Consider the following 19137-nt stretch of genomic DNA (forward strand, 5'->3'; position numbering starts at 1 on the left):
GAATTGCTTTTGCACTGTTAGTCGCATTGTGTGGCGATAAATCACAGTTCAAAAAGGATTATTTTAATGTGTTAATGTGCCTATATGCTAATGTGCCAATGACCTGCGGCATGGTAGCACAATATACATATAGCGCAGCCAATTGGCACATTAGCACATTATTCATATTGTAGTGGCTAAAAACTTCCGCATATCCCCTATTGGCATTCCCCGGCGGCGGGCGTAGTCGTCCAGCTGGTCTTCTCCAATCTTGCCCACTGAAAAGTATCGGGATGCGGGATGTGCCAGCATCATGCCGCAGACGGAGGAGTGAGGGTGCATGGCTCCATGTTCAGTCAGCGTGATGCCTATCTGCTTCATGCCGAGCAGTTCGTCCAGCAGGAAATTCACGGATTGGTCGGGTAGGGAGGGGTATCCCACAGCGGGGCGGATGCCTTGGTATTTCTCGACCAGCAGATCCGGAATGGACAAGGATTCGTCGGGGGCATACCCCCAAGCCTCCTTGCGGACATATTCGTGCATCTTTTCTGTGGCGGCTTCGGCAAGGCGGTCGTTCAGAGTCTGTACAAGGAGATGTTTGTAAGGGTCGCTCTTATAAGTCTCTTCGGCCTCGTCACTGATGGTGGAGGCGAAAAGTCCTACGATGTCGGGCGTGCCCGAAGAGAGGGGACGTACAAAATCGCTCAGACAGAGAAATGGACCGCCATCGGGTTGGGGTGTCTGCTGGCGGAGCAGCGGGAAGGTTGTTCCTTCTATCAAGAGGTTATCTCCGTCTGCATTTGCCTGGCAAAGTCTGAAGATGCAATGGATGGAGATTGTCTCGTCCAGTCGGCCGAGCATTCTATTGGCTTCCTTGAAGAGCTGCATGGCTTCGGAAGCTTTGGTACGTTCCTCCTCGGGAAAGGTTGTCAGCCAAAGTGCACGGCAGGAATCGCAGCCATGGATGTTGGCAATAGCCGCAAAGCGAGGCTGGAAGCCCCAGGCATGGAAGAAATAAATCCAGTTGATGTAAGGGGTTACTTCATGAATCCGATACGAAAGCAATTCATGCCCCGGTGCCAGTATTGTCCTTTTCATCCCATTTAATCCCTAATCTCTAATCCCAAATCTCAGTTCCTCGCCACGATAAGCGTCGTCCACCATGCCGTCACTATAAACGGGATGTCCGTTGGCAAAAGTCCTTTCCACTTTCCAGTTGAAGGTATACCCTTCCAATGGGCTCCAGCCGCATTTGCTCAAAACTTTGTCGGCTGTCACTTCCCACGGGGCATCGGGGCGTACCAGCACAAGGTCTGCCCGGTAACCTTCACGGATATAGCCGCGCTCGTTGATGCGGTAGATTTGTGCGGGAGCATGGCACATTTTTTCAACGATGGTCTCGAGTGTGAATACTCCCTCATCCACTAATTGCAACATGCTGACAAGTGAAAACTGTATCATCGGCATGCCGGACATGGCCTTCAAGGCACCTCCTTCTTTCTCGGAGAGCAGATGGGGCGCATGGTCGGTGGCTATTACGTCTATCAAGTCGGAGTTGACGGCTGCACGCAGGGCATCGCGGTCGGCTTGCTTCTTAATGGCAGGATTGCACTTGATACGTGCACCCAACGTGCGATAGTCACTGAGCGTGAAGAGGAGATGGGCAACGCATGCTTCGGCGGTGATATGCTTCTCGGAAAGTGAATAGTCATTGAACAGTTGCAGTTCCTTGGCTGTGGACACATGCAGAATATGCAGCCGTGCACCGGCAATCCTTGCCAGCCGTACTGCCAGCTCAGAAGATGCATAGCATGCTGCCGAGGAGCGGATGTAGGGATGCTTGCCTATGGGAATATCATTCTCTCCGGCAAACATTTCCTTATACTTGGCAATATTGTTCTTGATGGTTTCCTGGTCTTCGCAGTGGGCGGCAATCAGCATGTCTGTACCGTTGAAGATGTTCAGCAGGCTGTTCATCTTGTCTACCAGCATGTTTCCGGTACTGGAACCCATGAATAGCTTGATACCGCAGACGCGGTGCTTGTCCAGCTTGCCGAATTCGCTGTAATTGTCGTTTGTTGCGCCGAAGTAGCAGGAATGGTTTACGATACACTTCTCGTTCAGCAAATCAAGTTTGGCGTTCAAGGCATCCAGCGTAGTGGTCACCGGATTTGTATTGGGCATATCCATGATGGAGGTCACACCACCTGCGGCAGCCGCACGGCTTTCGGTGAGGATGTCCGCTTTGTGGGTCAGCCCGGGATCGCGAAAATGTACATGGTCGTCGATGATGCCAGGCAACAGATAGCATCCGGTGGCATCTATGGTCTCGTCACAAGGGGCGGAGAGAGGTTTCCAGTTTGTCAGTACCTCTGCAATGCGCCCGTCTTCTATCACTACGGAACCTTTCACGGATTGTCCTTCGTTGACAATCGTAGCGTTATGTATCAATGTTCTTTTCATATCTTCCTAATATTTATAGTAAACCCCTATCACTCTATCACCCATTACTTCATCTCCTTATCTACGGTAGGATATTTATGGAACCAACTGTTCCATTTCAACCGAATCACTCCGAATACGGCTTCACCAAAAATACTGCTGTTCATTTTGGAGGTGCCCAGTTCGCGATTGATGAAGATGACAGGCACTTCCTTTACCTTGAAGCCGCATTTGTAGGCGGTGAATTTCATTTCTATCTGGAAGGCGTATCCTTTGAAGCGGATACCGTCCAGATTGATGGTCTCCAATACCCGGCGGCGGTAACATACGAATCCGGCTGTAGTATCGTGGATGGGCAGCCCGGTGATGAAGCGTACATACTTGGAGGCAAAATAAGACATCAGTACACGTCCCATGGGCCAGTTCACTACGTTCACACCACTCACATAACGTGAACCGATGGCTACATCGGCACCCTCTTCGGAGCAGGCGCGGTAGAGTCGCGGCAAGTCTTGGGGATTGTGGCTGAAGTCGGCATCCATTTCGAAGATATACTCATAACCTCGTTGCAATGCCCACTTAAAGCCGGCTATATAGGCTGTTCCCAATCCCAGCTTTCCTTTGCGCTCCACCATGAAGAGGCGTTCAGGAAACTCCTGCTGCAAGGTCTTTACAATGGCAGCCGTTCCGTCGGGCGAACCGTCTTCAATGACAAGGATGTGAAAACCATGTTTCAGAGCAAAAACGGCACGGATGATATTTTCTATATTCTCCCGTTCATTGTAGGTGGGGATGATGACAATGCTGTCTGATGTTTGCATACTTATAGGTAATGGGGGTTATAACTGGGAACAAATGTAATACATTTCTTTTTTATCTGGCAGCATTTTCACACAAATCTTGATTTTGCAAAGTTCTGGCGCCACGACTCTTTCATTTATGTAGTTCCTTCTAACTCCTGACTATGAGGAATGCAGGTTAAATCAAAGAACCGTATGCTTGACTTTGAACTTTAGCCTCAATCTTTAGCTATTCCCGTTTCAATCATTAACAGAAAACATTCAAACTATTAAAGAAAAACTTTCGAAGTATAAAGGATAAAGTGGGTAGATATAGGGAGAAAAAGTGCTCTTCAGTCTTGGTCTGTCTATCCCAAGCCTTGGGATAGACAGACCAAACCCTGGGATACATGTCCGCAGGCTGGGGATAAACTTTGTGTAACATAACTCCTGAATAGGGATTGTGCAGGCTGTGTTATTCATAATTGGAGGAAAAGAAGTTTCATTGCCTTCCCCGATAAATAGGGCGATACAGAAAAAAGGTGAAGGATGTGCAGGCTGACAGCAGAAAGATTATTTCAGAGAACATAGTTGCCGACAGGTCAAAGCTAAAGATTATTTGTGTATTTTTGCACCGAATTTATTTCGGTAGGATACCTTATGAGAGGCAATACCGGGGGAAAAAGCGCAAAGCAATGAATATAACTGAACTGCAACAATCTTATGCTTCCCATCCCAATGTAGAGGGGGTGTGCAGGCTTCTGAAAGATAACTCTGTCCGTCACCTATATTGCGGAGGTTTATATGCCTCTGCCGCTTCTTTGTTTTCGTCTGTATTGGTTCAGCGGGCTACTTGTCCGCTCGTTTTCATTCTGGGCGATATGGAGGAAGCCGGTTATTTCTATCATGATTTGACGCAGATATTGGGGACAGAGCAGGTATTGTTTTTTCCTTCTTCGTTCCGCCGCGCCATCAAGTACGGGCAGAAGGATGCGGCAAACGAAATACTCCGTACAGAAGTGCTGAGTCGCCTGCAAAAAGGAGAAGAGGGGCTTTGCGTGGTGACCTATCCGGATGCGCTGGCCGAAAAGGTAGTCTCTCGTAAGGAACTGGGAGAGAATACACTGAAACTGCATGCAGGCGAGAGGGTGGATATGAACTTCGTGACGGACGTGTTGCGCAGCTACGGCTTCGAATATGTGGACTACGTCTACGAGCCGGGGCAGTATGCCGTTCGTGGCAGTATTATCGACGTCTTTTCCTTCTCTTCCGAATATCCCTTCCGTATAGACTTTTTCGGCGATGAGGTGGAAAGCGTCCGTACCTTCGAGGTGGAAACACAGCTCTCGAAGGAGAAGAAAGAAAGCATCGTGATAGTTCCCGACTTGAGCCATAGCCTAGAAAAAAAAGGAAGCGGCGGCATGGTGTCGTTCCTCGATTTCCTTCCGTCGGACAGCTTGCTTGCCATGCGCGACTTTCTCTGGTTGCGCGAACGCATCCAGACCGTGCACGACGAATCGCTCACCCCACAGGCCATCGCCGCCCGTGAGTCGGAGGAGAATGGAGCCATCACGCTGGAAGGCAAGCTGATTGATGGTGGCGAGTTCACCCTGCGCGCCCTCGATTTCCGCCGGATGGAGTTCGGCAACAAGCCCACCGGAACGCCGGATGCTACCGTTTCGTTCCATACTACGGTACAGCCTATCTTCCATAAAAACTTCGACATGGTGGCAGAGAGTTTCCGCGAATACCTCTCCCGTCACTACACCATCTACATATGCAGCGACAGCCTGAAACAGACCGACCGCATCCGTGCCATCTTTGAGGACCGTGGAGACAACATATCCTTTACCGCCGTGGAACGGACGCTGCACGGAGGCTTTGCCGACGACACTTTGCGTATCTGCGTCTTTACCGACCATCAGCTGTTCGACCGCTTTCACAAGTATAACTTGAAGAGCGACAAGGCACGCAGCGGCAAGGTGGCCTTGAGCCTGAAGGAGCTGAACCAATTCACCCCCGGCGACTATGTGGTGCATACCGACCACGGTGTGGGGCGTTTTGCCGGACTGGTACGTATCCCCAACGGTGATACCACGCAGGAGGTGATGAAGATTGTCTATCAGAACGAAGATGTGGTGTTTGTCTCCATCCACTCTCTGCACAAGGTTTCCAAGTACAAGGGAAAGGAGGGTGAAGCGCCCCGCCTCAACAAGCTCGGCACCGGAGCCTGGGAGAAGCTGAAAGACCGCACCAAGACGAAGATAAAGGATATTGCCCGCGACTTGATAAAACTCTACTCGCAACGCCGCGAGGAGAAGGGGTTCCAATACAGTCCCGACAGCTTCCTGCAACGGGAGTTGGAAGCCTCCTTCATCTATGAGGATACCCCCGACCAAAGCAAGGCTACTTCCGACGTGAAGGCCGACATGGAGAGTGCCCGTCCGATGGACCGCCTGGTGTGCGGTGACGTGGGCTTCGGCAAGACGGAGGTGGCTGTTCGTGCCGCTTTCAAGGCTGTGGCGGACAATAAGCAGGTGGCTGTACTGGTGCCCACTACCGTACTTGCCTATCAGCATTTCCAGACCTTCAAGGAGCGCTTGAAAGGCTTGCCTTGCCGGGTGGAGTATCTGAGTCGTGCCCGCACCGCTGTTCAGGCAAAGGCTGTAGTGAAAGGGCTTGCCGAAGGGGAAGTGAATATTCTTATCGGTACCCACCGTATCCTGGGAAAAGACGTTAAGTTCAAAGACCTTGGTTTGTTGATTATTGATGAGGAGCAGAAGTTCGGCGTCTCCGTCAAGGAGAAACTCCGCCAATTGAAGGTGAATGTGGATACGCTGACCATGACGGCTACACCCATTCCCCGTACCTTGCAGTTTTCGCTGATGGGTGCGCGCGACTTGAGCGTCATCCAGACACCGCCGCCTAACCGCTATCCCATCCAGACGGAAGTGCACACTTTCAACGAGGAAATCATTGCCGACGCCGTCAATTTTGAGATGAGCCGTAACGGGCAGGTATTCTTCGTGAATAACCGTATTTCCAATCTGGTTGAGTTGAAGGCCATGATAGAGCGGCACATTCCCGACTGCCGTGTCTGTATCGGACACGGACAGATGGAGCCTGCCGAACTGGAGAAGATAATCTTTGATTTCGTCAATTACGATTACGACGTGCTGCTTGCCACTACCATCATCGAAAGTGGCATCGACATACCCAATGCCAATACCATTATCATCAACCAGGCGCAGAACTTCGGCCTCAGTGACTTGCACCAGATGCGCGGACGTGTGGGGCGGAGCAATAAAAAAGCTTTCTGTTACCTGCTGGCACCGCCTTTGTCCTCCCTTACTCCCGAAGCAAAACGACGCCTGCAAGCCATCGAGAACTTCTCCGACCTGGGCAGTGGCATCCACATTGCCATGCAGGACCTTGACATCCGTGGCGCAGGCAATATGCTCGGTGCCGAACAGAGTGGTTTCATTGCCGACCTAGGCTACGAGACGTATCAAAAGATTCTTTCCGAAGCTGTGCACGAACTGAAGACCGACGAGTTTGCCGACCTTTATGCCGAAGAACTGAAAGCAGACGGAGGCGTCATCAGTGGAGAACAGTTTGTCGACGAATGCCAGGTGGAAAGCGACCTTGAACTTCTGTTGCCTGCCGATTACGTGACTGGCAGCAGCGAGCGTATGTTGCTCTATCGCGAGTTGGACGGATTGACACTCGACAAGGATGTGGATGCTTTCCGTACCCGCCTCGAAGACCGCTTCGGTCCGATTCCTCCCGAAACGGAAGAACTGCTGCGCATCGTTCCCTTGCGACGCCTGGCTGCCCGCCTCGGCGTGGAGAAAGTCTTTCTGAAAGGTGGGCGCATGTCCCTGTTCTTCGTCTCCAATCCGGACAGCCCGTACTATCAGAGCCAGGCTTTCGGTAAGGTCATTGCCTACATGATGAAGTACACCCGGCGTTGTGACCTGCGCGAACAGAACAACAAACGGAGTATGTTGGTGAAGGATGTCAAGACGGTAGAAGAAGCTGTCTGTGTGTTGCAGGAGGTAGTGGCAATGCAGGTGGAAGAGTAAACTGTTGCCACTCCTGCCACTAACGTCCGAACTGCAAGGCGAATCCCAAATTGAAGAAAGTGATGTTGTTTTTGAACCAGCTATGGTCTACTCCGTCATCATACCCGTCTGTGTTATAAAGTCGTGCATCGGGGTTGGCAAACCAGTCTGCTGTCAGGAAATCACAGCGAATCATGCCCGAGAGTTTACGGCTGATGCGGAACTCATAGCCTGCTGCGAAAGTTATTCCACAATATCCTTTATGGAAAAGGTGTCCGTTCCGTTCACCGCGTTTATATGTCCGTTCCTGATAGTTCATATACCCGATGCCGAACGAGAGGAACAGTCCTTGATTCCCGTTGCTCCACAAGGGCCGGTATGTGATGTTGGGGCGTATGCAGTGCAGATGTGCCTTATCCGGCAGGCGTGCCATGCGTAGATAGTCATATTGAAGTCCTGCGGCAAATAGGGGCGTGATGTAGTAGCGGCCTTCTGTCATCAGGTCATATCCCACCCGGTTGCCATTCTTGCTGAAGAAGTCGTTACGGTTTCCCTCTACATGAGGTAAGGATACACCGCCACCGAAGATGATACTGTAATTTTGCGGCAGGCATTCGCTTTGTGCCAGCAGACCTGTCGCTCCGATGGGGAGTAGGGATAGGCAGAGGAGGAGGAATCGTTTCATGCAGTTGCTGTGAGTTTCTTGGAAATATCGTATTTTTATCGTTTCCCGTATAGCTTGTCTATCAAATCCGTCCGTCCTATCCGACGCAGTTCGTTTATGATGTTCCTGCGCTCTTCGGGTTTGTACCAGAAGAAGAATTGGCGTTGAGCCAGTTTCTCGCGCTGCGTTTTGGCACTGAATACCGGTTCCAGCGTATAAGGATGGAAGCCCGTGTACCATGCTTCGGTGGCAACGGTCATGGGAGTAGGGGTAAAGTCTTGCACTTGTTCCAGATGGAAGTCCAGTCGCTTGGTGATGACGGCAAGTTCTGCCATATCTTCCTCCTTGCATCCGGGATGGCTGCTGATGAAATAAGGAATAAGCTGCTGGCGTAGTCCTTCTTCATGGTTAATCCTGTCGAATATCTTCTTGAACTCACCGAACTGGCTGAACGGAGGCTTGCGCATGATGTTGAGCACGCGGTCTGACGTATGCTCCGGTGCTACCTTCAGGCGACCGCTGACATGGCGGACAATGAGCTCGCGGGTATATTCCTGCGTACTTTTGTTAGTGTTCGGGTCCTTGCTCTGGTGCAGCAGCAGGTCATAGCGTACACCGCTGCCAATGAAGGACTTCTTGATGCCGGGCAGGGCATCTACGGCATGATAGATGTCGAGCAGCGGACGGTGGTCCGTATTCAGGTTGGGGCATACCTTGGGGTAGATGCACGACGGGCGTTTGCATTTCCTGCAGACGGCCTCATCCCGTCCCTTCATGCGGTACATATTGGCCGACGGGCCTCCCAAATCGCTCAAATAACCCTTGAAGTCTGGCAGCTCCGTGATGGCTTTCACCTCTTTCAGAATGCTCTCCTTGCTGCGGCTTACGATGAATTTGCCCTGGTGTGCGGAGATGGTGCAGAAGGCACATCCTCCGAAACATCCGCGATGCAGGTTGACGGAGAACTTTATCATGTCGTATGCCGGAATACGTTTTCCCTTGTATTTGGGATGGGGCAGGCGCGTGTATGGCAAGTCGAAAGAACGGTCGAGTTCAGCTTCCGTCAAAGGGGGATAGGGAGGATTGACTACTACCGTCAGCTTGCCGCTCTTTTGCAAGATGCGGGATGCTGTATATTTGTTGCTTTCCTCCTCGATATGACGGAAGTTGGCAGCTTCTTTCTTTTTATCTTTCAGACATTCTTCATGGGAAAAGAGGGTGATATCCCCTTCTTGTACCACTACTTCCTTGTCAAGGTAAACCATTTGGGGAATATCGGCGATGAGCTTTTTGAAGCTTGGGGCGTCCATCTGTGTCTGTTGGCGTTTCAGCCTTTCCGCAAGTTCCACCACCGGTTTCTCTCCCATACCGTAGATGAGTGAGTCGGCTCCGCTGTCGAGGAGGATGCTGGGGCGTACACGGTCCTGCCAATAGTCATAGTGCGTCAGGCGGCGCATGCTTGCCTCGATGCCGCCCAGTACGACGGGGACATCGGGGAATAGCTTCTTTAATATCTGGGTATATACAATGGAAGGGTACTCCGGACGCATATCCGGACGTGCATCCGGGGTATAGGCGTCATCACTGCGCAAGCGTTTGTTGGCAGTATATTTGTTGACCATCGAATCCATACAGCCGGGACTGATGCCGAAGAACAGACGGGGACGTCCCAGTTTTTTGAAGTCGCGCAAGTCGTCGCGCCAGTTGGGTTGGGGGATGATGGCTACGCGCAATCCTTCTGCTTCGAGGATGCGGCCTATGACGGCGGCTCCAAAAGAAGGGTGATCCACGTAGGCGTCACCGCTGAAAAGTATTACATCCAATTCGTCCCAACCACGCAGTTCCACTTCTTTCTTGGTAGTAGGAAGCCAGTCTGTAAGGCGATATTCTTTCATTTGCACATTAAAAACTGTAATGTCATCCGTTCTCCGTCGTAAATCTCACGGAAGCCTATCTGCTGCTCGGAAAGATACTCTTTCATGTCATTGAAGGCAGCAGCGTCGTCCATGATGATTTCCAGCTTCTCGCCTTTTCCGGCCTCGCACATGGCTTTGATGGCAGGGATTAAAGGGCTGTAATGCTGTTGTCCGCAGGTGTCGATGGTTTTCATTTATTCTTCTTCTATGGTGTCTTGTTGGGAAAGCCATTGCAGATAGAGCTTGATGAGCTGTTGTAGTCCGAAGGCCTTCATGTTGTTGTGATAGATAACGTCGATACAGAGGTCGAGCAGGTCTTTGCTGTCTTCCTCTTGCGAGGCGATGAGGGAGCGGATGTTCAGTTTCAACTTGTCGAGCACGGTTTCGTCCACAATACCGTTGCTGTCGATGAGATGGCGGAAGAGGCCGTATTTCTCGATGGTGGCAAGATTCTCTTCAGAAACTTCTAAACTACGGGTTCCGCTGGGGTTGGCTTGTATAGTGTACATGATGTTTAATGTTTAGTGGTTAATGTTTAATGATTAATGGAAGCAAAGATAGTTTTTTCACTACAGATTACACAGATTTTCACAGATTATTTATAGGGATTGCTATTTTGTCTGTGTTAATCTGTGTAATCTGTGGTGAGAAAGCGGAGTATGGATGCCATAATTACATTTCTGGATGTTTCTTCCCGGATGCTTTCAAAAGGGAATCCCATGACAAAAGTGCGATAATCACTGCCTTGATAGGCTACGGCGGCGGGTGTGTTGCCGATGGCATAGGTCATGACTGGAAAAGCGGGAGACATGGGCAGGATGCAATCAGGGGAAGTGACCGGATAGCTTTGCTCATTCGGCAGGCGGGGAAGGGTGAAGGTATGCCCCAGTCCTCGGACAGCGATTTTGTCCCCGTCTGTTTTCAGAGAGTTGCCATGCCGGTACTTCAAGATATTCTGAATAAATTCTTTATTGCCCTGCGAGCTGTCCATATCGCTGCCTACGTAGGCACCGCTGACCAGGAGATGACCTCCCGACTGGCAATAGGAAGTCAGTATGCGCTGCATGGGCGAGGAGAATGTTTTGTAGTAGGTATTGCGTGCCGGATTGCTGGAATTGTCTTCTTTCTCAAGTCCGAGGATATACTCCACTATCGGATAATCCTCTAATGAGAGGATGCCCTTTTCCACAGCCTCGTCGCTGCATGAGACGAAGCTGTAATTTCCGGCTGCCTGGATGGCTTTGCCATGTACGAAGGGGTAATCGAAAGTGTTTCCGATGATTTTCATGCCTTCGTATTCGTCACTGCTCTCTCCCAGACGTCGTCCTGCTTCCTTCCGGCTAAAATTCTGCTGGGCGCCGCAGAGGGAGATGTCATAGAGATAGGGTACGCCGGGATCTTGTGACAAGTCGAAGCCTGCCGCATCGGGGGTGTCTATAACGGCAGGCCCGCTGATGCGGTCAAATCCGTTGACGATAAGTATCTGTCCTTTTTCACGCTTTGCCTTGTAGGCGGCAAGAATTTCCGAAGGGAAGCTTTCGCCACCCCGGTTTACGGCGGTTACTTTAAAGGAATAGACGATGCCCGGTTCTATTTTTACGGTGTGGGATGGGGAGCTGACGCGTACGCCATTGTCAAATCCTCCACGACCGATACGTGTATATACAATGTATTCACGTGGTTTGGCAGTCGGCTCCAACGGGTCTTCCTCTCCTTGCCAGGAAAGCTCTAAAGTATTCTTCTTTTGACCGAAGCGGATGGCAAAGTGGCTGACGGGAAGGGGTTGGACAACGTAGTCTTTGCCGTGCTGGCTGCATATGTATTGCAGAATAGCTTTATAGAGCGCACGCCCGACGGTGAACTTGAAGTTAGGGTCATGTCCCAAGCGCATATCTGCGAAGTTCTGGTGCGACAACAGTTCTACGATGGTGGAAGGGACGGCGGGCAGGCGTGTTTCACTGTAGTTACGGTTCCATAGGCTGCGGCGTGTCCAGTCGACGTTGAAGGTAGAGCGGATATCACGCTGCAACTGCGTCAGCAGAATGTCCGAAAGGTCACGGGAGGCATGGCGGTCTGTACCGGCATGCAACTTGCCGTTGTTGAAGTTGGTGGTATAAATGCCGAGAGTGCCTATAATCTCATCTTCCTTACTGAAACCGGCATCGCTATGCAGGGCCATACTCATTTCAAAGGGGATGCCCAAACCTTCTTCCGTTGGGTTGAATAGTGATTTTCCTGCAAGGTAATTCACTGTACGGGAACGTACGTTGATGTCGTCGTTCATATCATTCTTTCCCTCATAGCCTCCATAGACGGGATAGGGCATGCCTGCCCATTGGGCAAAGTAGCGTGCGCCTTCCAGGTATCTGGGCAAGCCGCTGGTTTGTCCTCCGCGGGCAATGTTGCCCATGCCTCCTCCAAAGCGGACGGCATCGGCACAGACCACGCCTTTCTCTTTGCTTTCGTTGCTCAATACCACCATGCCGTAGTCGTTCCGGCCTTTGTCAAAAGTGAATGTGCCGAGGTACACCCATGTGCCGCCTCCTATTTGCTGGTTCACCTTGAACTCCGTGACGCCTCCATTGTGAAATACAAGATATTTGGCATCGCTTACGCTGCCCGGCAGTGTTTGGTAAGATACGTATACAGCATATTCTCCCGTTTCCGGAATATCGGGTACCCATTCGGCAAAAGCCTTGTCTTTCTTCTTTTCAGTTTTGGCAAAGCGTGCCGTGCCGGAGAGGAAAGGGTTTTCATTGTCCTGATAGATTCGTTTCCGTTGGGCAAATCCGGGTCGGGAGGTCTGTTCCCAACGTGCTTTCCGGCTTTTCACGTCCAGATAAAGGGAACCTTGTCCTCCATGTCCGCTCAGGCTACCGTCATTGTCTACGATGACTTCCTGCTTCTGCGTGTCCCTTTCGCGGGGAGTGAATACATTGGCTCCTGCATTCTCTAGCATGGGCAGGAGGTAGGGCAGGATGAAGGATTGGGTGAACTGGTCTTCTGTAGTGCAGAACAGCCTCGGGCGTTGCCATCCCCATTTGTCCTTGTCATTGATATAATATTTCCCGTGGCTTTGCCAAAGGGCGATGTGGCGTCCTTCCAGTCCGCGGGTGATGTCGTAGGGGCGCGAGGTACGGGTTACCCAGGGTGTACCTTTGTATTCCAGGTGGCTGAACAGACGTGCCTTGTCTTTCTTCCCTTTCCGGTAGAGGTTGGGGATAAGCTCTTCGATGCTCTTCCCGTCAGCAAAGACGGTGAGGTCGAAATAGTTCACCGGTCCCGGCAGGATTTGTCCCAGATGGCGGTAAATGGCATCAACGGTTTCAGGCCGTAGAGGCTGGTAGGCAAAGCGCTCGTTTGTATAGACAAGCAATTTCTTCTTCCGGAAGTCAATGCGGAAACTATCCAGCTTGCAGGTACCGATGTTGGCCGTATGGGTGGTGTATTCCCTAAAGAATGTCTGGAGGCGTTCTTCCACATTCTGCTCTAGTTCTTGTGCCGGAAGGAGGAATCCACACAAGAGCCATATGCCGGTTAGGATAAGTTTTTTCATACTGATGAAATATTGAAGTTGCCAATATCTGCTTTTACCAGACGGTGGTGCGTGCAAAAGTACATAAAAGAAAGCTTCACTGATGAGCGGGTTACTTTCTTTTTATTATTTTGCAGACATATAAGTAAGTCTTAAGAATTAAAAAGCATTAATCGGCAATCTTTTTCAGTTCTGTCAGTTCCGTAACTTTGTCCGGATAGAGGATGGCGTTGTGCGCAGCCATTTGAGCTGCTTTCTTATGGATTGGGTCCATTCCTTCGGGAGAATATGGGTTTTCTGTTACATTCTGATGGGTCAATGCCTCAAACCATGTGCAGGCAGCTGTATATCTGCCTATGGTTAAGTCAAGGTGGTATCCGTCCCTATTCATATGGTCGCCGATAAAGGAGGTACGTGCATTTTGTATGGCGGTTCCCGAAGGGATAATTTTCTTGATACCCACCAGGTTGGCGGCTTTCTTTACTGCATCCACAATGCTGGTGTACATTTTCATTTGGTTCTGGTCATAGTTTTTGAATCCGGTGTGGTTGGCATTGGTAGCATAAGCCCATGTCTGGTGCACCATTAATACGGTTTCCTTTCCAATTCGTTCCCTGATATAGTTAACCAATTCAGGTAGGGAAGCTTTGTAGCTGTCATAGATACCAGACAAAGGGCTGGCCTGCTGAACACTGATATAGTCCCATTTCTCATCGGCCAGTGCTTTCTCAATAGTCATTGACCGGGTTTCTGTTTTTTCCCCGTCTTTCTCTACTTTGCGATAGGCATAGGCCGGAGCGTTGTTGCGTATGTTTTGCACGTGCCGTTCCAGTGAACATCCTCCGATAAACATATTGCCGATAATCATGGTGATACCTTCAGCTTTTCCCAGTTCGTGCAAATATTGCTCTACTGCATCTTGTGAAAAGCTGTTGCCTATTGCCAATACTTTGATGGTGTCGTTATTGGCATGGCATCCATTTGCAAACAATGTAAATGGCGTGAGTAGGAATAAAATGACAAGGATGTTGATAGCATACTTTTTCATAATGGTGTTTGTTTTTAAGTTTTGTCGTTTCGATAAATAAGTAACAAAATTATTTGATTGTTTTTATATCTGCAAATATTCCTTGGGAATATAAGAAGGCTGAGACATGAAAAAATGAGATGCATTGCCGGAGCAATACATCTCATCCTATTGTTAATATTTTATCCGTTTATAGCGGAATGTATTCCACAAAGGCTTCCATCGCCTCATAGGAAGCAAGTCCGAGGCTGTCATACAAGGCAGCTGTTCCGCGGTTACGGTCCTCGCTGCGTTGCCAGAACAGACGTTCGTCATTGCCCAGGAACGGTGCGCTTTCCATCTGCGATTGATGCTTCAGGATAGAGTTACGCTTGGCACGCAGTTCTTCCGGGCTGATGGGCACAGCCATCTCGATGTTTTCGATTTCCCATTCGGCCCATGCACCGCGGTACATCCAGATGCGGCATTCCTTCAACCATTTGGCACCTTCTTCTTTTTCCAAGTCAATGGCGGCAAATACGGCGTCCGTACAAACACGGTGTGTGCCGTGCGGGTCGGCCAGGTCGCCGGCAACGAAAATCTGATGGGGTTTCACTTCACGCAATAGGTTGCGTACAATTTCCACGTCTGCTTCGCTGATAGGATTCTTCTGTATCTTGCCCGTTTCGTAGAATGGCAGGTCAAGGAAATGACAGTGATCCAGAGGGATATTATTGTATGTACATGCAGTGCGTGCCTCGCCACGGCGAATCAGTCCCTTGATGGTCAAGATGTCGCGTGTATCCATGTCACCGTCTTTCTTCTCCTTCAAGTATTTACGGATTTCAGTATATTTGTCATTGATGACCTGGTCTTCGCTGTTGTTGAAGATTTGGTTGAACCCGTTGATGAAGTGCAGGAAGCGGATAACTTCTTCATCGCCTACGGCAATGTTACCGGAAGTTTCGTAAGCCACATGCACGTCATGTTTCTGCTCTACCAGACGACGGATGGTGCCTCCCATGGAGATAACGTCATCATCGGGATGCGGAGAAAATACGACCACACGTTTTGGATAGGGCTTTGCACGCTCAGGACGATAGGTGTCGTCAGCATTCGGCTTGCCGCCCGGCCATCCGGTGATGGTATGTTGCAGGTCATTGAATATCTTGATGTTCACGTTATAGGCTGAGCCGAACAATGCCAGCAGTTCGCTCAGACCGTTTTCGTTGTAGTCCTTGTTGGTCAGTTTCAGAATGGGTTTTCCGGTGAGTTGGCACAACCAGACGATGGCACTGCGGATGAGCTTGTCGTTCCATTCGCAGGAGGTTACCAGCCAGGGGCGTTGGATACGCGTCAAATTGGCGGCGGCAGACAAGTCGATAGCTACATGTGCATTGTTGTGAGTCTGCAGATAAGATGCAGGGATAGTATCTGTTACCGGACCTTCAACGCATTCTTTCACCTTTTGCGCTTTCTCCTCACCCCATGCCAGCAGATATATTTTCTTTGCCGAGAGGATGGTGGCTACTCCCATGGTGATGGAGCTGATGGGGGTATTTTCAATGCTACCGAACATCTTGGAAGCTTCATTGCGGGAGTCGTTGTCCAGCAATATCAGACGAGTGGTAGAGTTCAGGCGTGAACCCGGTTCATTGAAACCTATATTACCTACACGGCCAATGCCCAGCAAAGCGATGTCTAAGCCACCGAAACTTTCAATGCGCTGCTCGTAAAGACGGCAATATTCAAAGATGGCGTCTTTGGCGATGGTGCTGTCGGGGGTGAAAACATTCTGTTTGTCAATGTCCACATGGTCTATCAGCATTTCCTTCAATGCGTTGAAGTTGCTGTTGATGGCATTGGGAGCTAATGGATAATATTCGTAGAGGTTGAATATGACTACGTTGCGGAAACTTAATCCCTCTTCCTGGTGCATACGTACCAAGTCTGCATATACATTGCGCGGAGAGTTACCGCCTGCCAGTGCCAAGACACAGAAACGTCCCGCCTTTTGCTTGTCACGGATTAACTGTGCAATGTCAAGGGCAATCTGGTTGGCGCCTTCTTCCGCAGACTCATAAATATCTGTCGGGATTTTTTCCAGTCGGGTCAATACCGACCGTTCAAATGCATTCTCAGGTCTGTAGTACCTGGGGGAGACTCTGTTGAGAGTGATTTGAGAGCTTAGATTGGTTTTCATAAATTGAATATTAATAAATGATTAAGTATTGCGCTGTTCTTTCAATCAACAAATATACGAAAAACAATGTTCATTCGCATGTTGTTGAAGATTAATTAAGAGATTGTATTGGTTTCCGGTACAAGTTTGCCCATGGCCCATACGGCTCTTACGTTCAAGTCTTCGTCCATGACGATGATGTCGGCATCCTTGCCTTTTTGGAGGGAGCCTTTGCGGTCGTATACGCCCATAATCTTTGCCGGGGTTTCAGAAGCCATGCGTACGGCGTCTGCCAACGGAATTTCGGCTTTTTGTACCATGGTACGTATCAGTCGGTCCATGGTGGCTACGCTGCCGGCAAGGGCAGAATGGTCGGCAAGCTTGCAGACTCCGTCCTCGATGATAACGCGCGGGTCAAAGGCTTCCCGGCTGTCGCTTGCGGCACATGCCAGGGCGTCGGTTATCAGGCAGGTGCGTTCTACGCCTTTTATCTTGTAGACCAGTCGCAGGATGGTGGGAGGGACATGGATGCCGTCGGCCACCACTTCCACCGTCATGTCGTCCAGCAGATAGATGCTTTCTACCGTGCCTTCGTATTTGTACTCGCGGCGTTTGTGGAAACCGGGCATTGCATTGTAGAAGTGGGTGGCATGGGTATAGCCAGCTTCGTAGGCTGTACGGATGTCTTCAAACTCCGCTTGCGTATGGGCTACCGATGCCAAGATACCTTTGGCGGTGATGTATTTTCCGAACTGCATGGCTCCCGGAAGTTCGGGGGCAGCGTCCCAGCGCTTGATGCAAGACCAGGTTTCTACGATGGGAATATATTCGTTGGGGTCGGGACTCTTGATGTTCTCGGGGATTTGTCCGCCTGCCATCGCCATATTCAGGTAGTGCCCTTCCAGATGCAGGCCGAGGATAGGGCTGTCTTTTTCTTCCATCAGCTTGGTGCAGGTTTCGGCTGCTTGCTCAATCATGGGGACGGTGGAGGAGGAGAGGGTGGGGAAAATACTGGTCGTTCCATATTTCATATGGGTTTTGACGGCTGCACGGAAGGCATCTTCGGTACATTCCATAAAATCACGGCCTCCACCGCCATGAGCATGAATCTCCACGCCACCGGGGAGTACATACATACCTTTTACGTCTATCAATTGTGCACCGATTACGGCAAGGTCACAGTTGGTCACTTCCAATATTTTTCCGTCTCTGATGAGTACAGAGCCGTCTTTAAGCCATCCTTGCGGGGTAAGGATGCGGGCGTTGATAAGTTGGGTCAACATAGGATTTGGGGGTTAGAGTTGTTAAATTAATCATGTTGTCGTTTTGACATTGTTTCGGAGGGCAAAAATAGGTACTTTTTGGAGAAGATGTACTCCTTCTTTTTAGGTATTTTCATTAAATACTCTAAAAATGGACGTTTATTAGATAAAACTGTATGATTTGCAATGCATAGAGAAAGATGCCTATTCTTATTTTGTTCCTCCATAGAGGAGAGAATAGCTAATCTATCAGTTCCTATTCACAGAAAAGTAGTAGATATTGTATGTTTTTTCACCATCTATGGTGGTGAGGGAACGTTTGCCTGGGGAGACTGGAGGGAAATCTTGGTTACGCCTACACCGTTGCTTCTGTTTCGCCTGGGATGAGAGATAGCCATAATGAGAAGTGAGGCGGTTCAATGTCTTTAGGCCTATCTGTTGCAAAAGGTTATGGAACTTAGAGATGCTATAACGCTGTTACATCGTTACGGCGGGTATATTAAGCAAACGTGCCAAAGCCTCTGATTCCGGAGCGTCACCTTTGAACTGTAGACTGAAGTTTTTGAGGTAACTCCGTTTATATTGATAGGAATACCCGGTAATAACTATAAATCTTATCCATCTTCAAAGGCTATAAGTATTACCTTTTTTAGTGATGGGTAATTTTTTTAACTGTATTCGGGTATAATTTCATCTTATCTCCTGAAAGTACCCTTAGTCAATTCTTGATAGTTTAAGTGGTAGTGAAACTTTATCCTCCGGGTCGGAATAATCTAATGAGCTATATATCTGTTGGTAATTCTCGTCTAACATACCATTGATAGCTATTATGGCATCATCTATATGGAATGTGGCCTTTATATTTTCTTCATTTTGTTCCCATGTTCCTGTCATAGTTTCAGTTTCTCCATCTCCTTTAATTGTTAATTTAGCAACATTGTTTTTTGCAAATTGTAAAATAAGAGTAGCTTGTTCCTCGCCTATATTAATGCTTCCCTGATATATCCCAATAATAGATTTAACTTCTTGTTCTATTCTAAGAGTCGCACTTGCACCGTCCTCTTTAGTCCTGAATGTTACAGAGCCTATACGTTTGTTACTTTTAGTATTGGCCTCATATCCTATTTTGACTGGGATTTTGCCAGCTGGCATGTCTTTCAATTGTTTTTCTGATGGATTGACTGATAACCAGTCTGACACATTCTCAGTATGCCAGTCCGCATTTGATGAGACGTTGATTTCGAAATACCCCTTTTGTAGCTAACACTTGAAAAGGGACCCGGAACAACATTTAAAACGTGCCCCACC

Annotated in this window: 13 protein-coding genes and 1 pseudogene; 1 reads left to right on the forward strand and 13 read right to left on the reverse strand. The window is 49.4% G+C overall.

What is annotated here, in order from left to right; translation table 11 throughout:
* Positions 1–162 precede the first annotated feature (162 nt).
* From DWZ67_RS18190 to DWZ67_RS18200, 3 genes are read right to left on the reverse strand one after another with little or no spacing between them, the layout of a single operon-like run.
* The gene (locus DWZ67_RS18190; protein ID WP_120139467.1) at positions 163–1077 is read right to left on the reverse strand and encodes a vitamin B12 dependent-methionine synthase activation domain-containing protein; all 915 of its coding nucleotides are present in this window, start codon (positions 1075–1077) and stop codon (positions 163–165) included.
* Between the two features lie 12 nt (positions 1078–1089).
* On the reverse strand, positions 1090–2442 hold the full coding sequence (locus DWZ67_RS18195; RefSeq protein WP_120139468.1) for a dihydroorotase: 1353 nt from the start codon (positions 2440–2442) through the stop codon (positions 1090–1092).
* Positions 2443–2486: 44 nt separating this feature from the next.
* The gene (locus DWZ67_RS18200; RefSeq protein WP_005826694.1) at positions 2487–3242 is read right to left on the reverse strand and encodes a polyprenol monophosphomannose synthase; all 756 of its coding nucleotides are present in this window, start codon (positions 3240–3242) and stop codon (positions 2487–2489) included.
* 653 nt (positions 3243–3895) lie between these two features.
* Here DWZ67_RS18200 and mfd point away from each other — a divergent pair.
* Positions 3896–7285, forward strand: coding sequence for a transcription-repair coupling factor (gene mfd / locus DWZ67_RS18205; protein ID WP_120139469.1), 3390 nt, complete (start codon positions 3896–3898; stop codon positions 7283–7285).
* A 19-nt stretch (positions 7286–7304) separates the two neighbouring features.
* Here the strand turns inward: mfd and DWZ67_RS18210 are convergent, their stop codons facing one another.
* From DWZ67_RS18210 to DWZ67_RS18250, 10 genes and pseudogenes are all read right to left on the reverse strand, one after another.
* Positions 7305–7949 carry a hypothetical protein gene (locus tag DWZ67_RS18210; protein WP_005826687.1) on the reverse strand — a complete coding sequence of 215 codons (645 nt, stop codon included), beginning with the start codon at positions 7947–7949 and terminating at the stop codon, positions 7305–7307.
* Positions 7950–7984: 35 nt separating this feature from the next.
* Positions 7985–9823: a YgiQ family radical SAM protein gene (locus DWZ67_RS18215; protein WP_120139470.1), complete on the reverse strand. Its 1839-nt coding sequence runs from the start codon at positions 9821–9823 to the stop codon at positions 7985–7987.
* Entirely contained in the window at positions 9820–10038 is a 219-nt protein-coding gene (locus DWZ67_RS18220) for a sulfurtransferase TusA family protein (protein WP_005826683.1), read from the reverse strand. Before DWZ67_RS18220 ends, DWZ67_RS18215 begins: the two co-directional genes overlap by 4 nt.
* Positions 10039–10353, reverse strand: a complete 315-nt coding sequence (locus tag DWZ67_RS18225) for a hypothetical protein (protein ID WP_009036810.1) — start codon at positions 10351–10353, stop codon at positions 10039–10041.
* 116 nt (positions 10354–10469) lie between these two features.
* Positions 10470–13400 (reverse strand): xanthan lyase, encoded by a 2931-nt coding sequence (locus DWZ67_RS18230; protein ID WP_120139471.1) that lies wholly within the window; start codon positions 13398–13400, stop codon positions 10470–10472.
* A 148-nt stretch (positions 13401–13548) separates the two neighbouring features.
* Complete coding sequence (locus DWZ67_RS18235; protein WP_120139472.1) at positions 13549–14427, reverse strand: DUF4886 domain-containing protein; 879 nt, start codon at positions 14425–14427, stop codon at positions 13549–13551.
* Between the two features lie 169 nt (positions 14428–14596).
* Positions 14597–16588, reverse strand: a complete 1992-nt coding sequence (locus tag DWZ67_RS18240; RefSeq protein ID WP_005826674.1) for a glucosamine-6-phosphate deaminase — start codon at positions 16586–16588, stop codon at positions 14597–14599.
* Positions 16589–16683: 95 nt separating this feature from the next.
* Entirely contained in the window at positions 16684–17850 is a 1167-nt protein-coding gene (gene nagA / locus DWZ67_RS18245) for an N-acetylglucosamine-6-phosphate deacetylase (RefSeq protein ID WP_016273389.1), read from the reverse strand.
* Positions 17851–18187: 337 nt separating this feature from the next.
* Positions 18188–18434, reverse strand: a pseudogene (locus DWZ67_RS20510) (penicillin-binding protein 1C); the annotation flags it as partial.
* Positions 18435–18543: 109 nt separating this feature from the next.
* On the reverse strand, positions 18544–19068 hold the full coding sequence (locus DWZ67_RS18250; protein WP_120139473.1) for a BACON domain-containing protein: 525 nt from the start codon (positions 19066–19068) through the stop codon (positions 18544–18546).
* Between the last annotated feature and the right edge of the window lie 69 nt (positions 19069–19137).

It is taken from the genome of Bacteroides sp. AF34-31BH (assembly GCF_003602795.1).
GTDB lineage: Bacteria > Bacteroidota > Bacteroidia > Bacteroidales > Bacteroidaceae > Bacteroides > Bacteroides uniformis.

Coding starts and splice junctions, on each gene's coding strand:
- DWZ67_RS18190 (WP_120139467.1), bottom strand. CDS start 1,077: ATGAAAAGGACAATACTGGCACCGGGGCATGAATTGCTTTCGTATCGG.
- DWZ67_RS18195 (WP_120139468.1), bottom strand. CDS start 2,442: ATGAAAAGAACATTGATACATAACGCTACGATTGTCAACGAAGGACAA.
- DWZ67_RS18200 (WP_005826694.1), bottom strand. CDS start 3,242: ATGCAAACATCAGACAGCATTGTCATCATCCCCACCTACAATGAACGG.
- mfd (WP_120139469.1), top strand. CDS start 3,896: ATGAATATAACTGAACTGCAACAATCTTATGCTTCCCATCCCAATGTA.
- DWZ67_RS18210 (WP_005826687.1), bottom strand. CDS start 7,949: ATGAAACGATTCCTCCTCCTCTGCCTATCCCTACTCCCCATCGGAGCG.
- DWZ67_RS18215 (WP_120139470.1), bottom strand. CDS start 9,823: ATGAAAGAATATCGCCTTACAGACTGGCTTCCTACTACCAAGAAAGAA.
- DWZ67_RS18220 (WP_005826683.1), bottom strand. CDS start 10,038: ATGAAAACCATCGACACCTGCGGACAACAGCATTACAGCCCTTTAATC.
- DWZ67_RS18225 (WP_009036810.1), bottom strand. CDS start 10,353: ATGTACACTATACAAGCCAACCCCAGCGGAACCCGTAGTTTAGAAGTT.
- DWZ67_RS18230 (WP_120139471.1), bottom strand. CDS start 13,400: ATGAAAAAACTTATCCTAACCGGCATATGGCTCTTGTGTGGATTCCTC.
- DWZ67_RS18235 (WP_120139472.1), bottom strand. CDS start 14,427: ATGAAAAAGTATGCTATCAACATCCTTGTCATTTTATTCCTACTCACG.
- DWZ67_RS18240 (WP_005826674.1), bottom strand. CDS start 16,588: ATGAAAACCAATCTAAGCTCTCAAATCACTCTCAACAGAGTCTCCCCC.
- nagA (WP_016273389.1), bottom strand. CDS start 17,850: ATGTTGACCCAACTTATCAACGCCCGCATCCTTACCCCGCAAGGATGG.